The 619-nt window shown below is 32.5% G+C and carries 1 protein-coding gene; it reads left to right on the forward strand.

The features are described 5' to 3' along the window. Positions 1–122 precede the first annotated feature (122 nt). Positions 123–619: DUF421 domain-containing protein (locus ADJ83_RS20250; RefSeq protein WP_048718919.1), on the forward strand; the 497-nt coding region annotated here is incomplete at its 3' end.

Below are 619 nucleotides of genomic sequence, written 5' to 3' on the forward strand. Positions count from 1 at the left end.
TATTCATTCATATATTACATCATGGTTGGAATTGTAACTCGAGCTTTAATACTAAAACTAGCCTCTTTATCTAAACCTCAAGATCTTACAACTAAGTAAAATTTAAATTGGAGGAAAAAACGTTGGAAGAAGTCAATATTGGTTTACTGACGATCAAAGTCATCGTTGGTTTTGCCACTTTATTTTTTATCATTATCATAACAGGCAGAACATCCATCTATCAGTTAACCCCGTTTCACTTAGTTTTTGTGTTAGTACTTGGAGATCTTTTAGGAAATACCATTTATGAAGATAAGGTAGGGATTTTTCATTTTTTATATGCCATCGGATTGTGGACGTTTCTTATGTTTGGAATAGAGTTTATGACTCTAAAAAATAAATCGACACGTTCTCTCTTATTAGGCAATCCTAACATCATCATTCGAGATGGTGTTATGGACAGGAAGTTACTTACAAAGAACAAATTGGATGTAAATCAAGTATTGAGTATACTCCGTCAAAATAATGTCTTTTCAGTTCGCGAAGTCAAATACGGTATATTGGAAGCTAATGGGCAAATAAGTTTATTATTAAAATCCAAGTATCAAAAACCAGACAAGCAAGATCTCAATCTTCCAGA

It is taken from the genome of Bacillus sp. 522_BSPC (genome assembly GCF_001076885.1).
In the GTDB taxonomy this organism is placed as follows: domain Bacteria; phylum Bacillota; class Bacilli; order Bacillales; family Cytobacillaceae; genus Niallia; species Niallia hominis.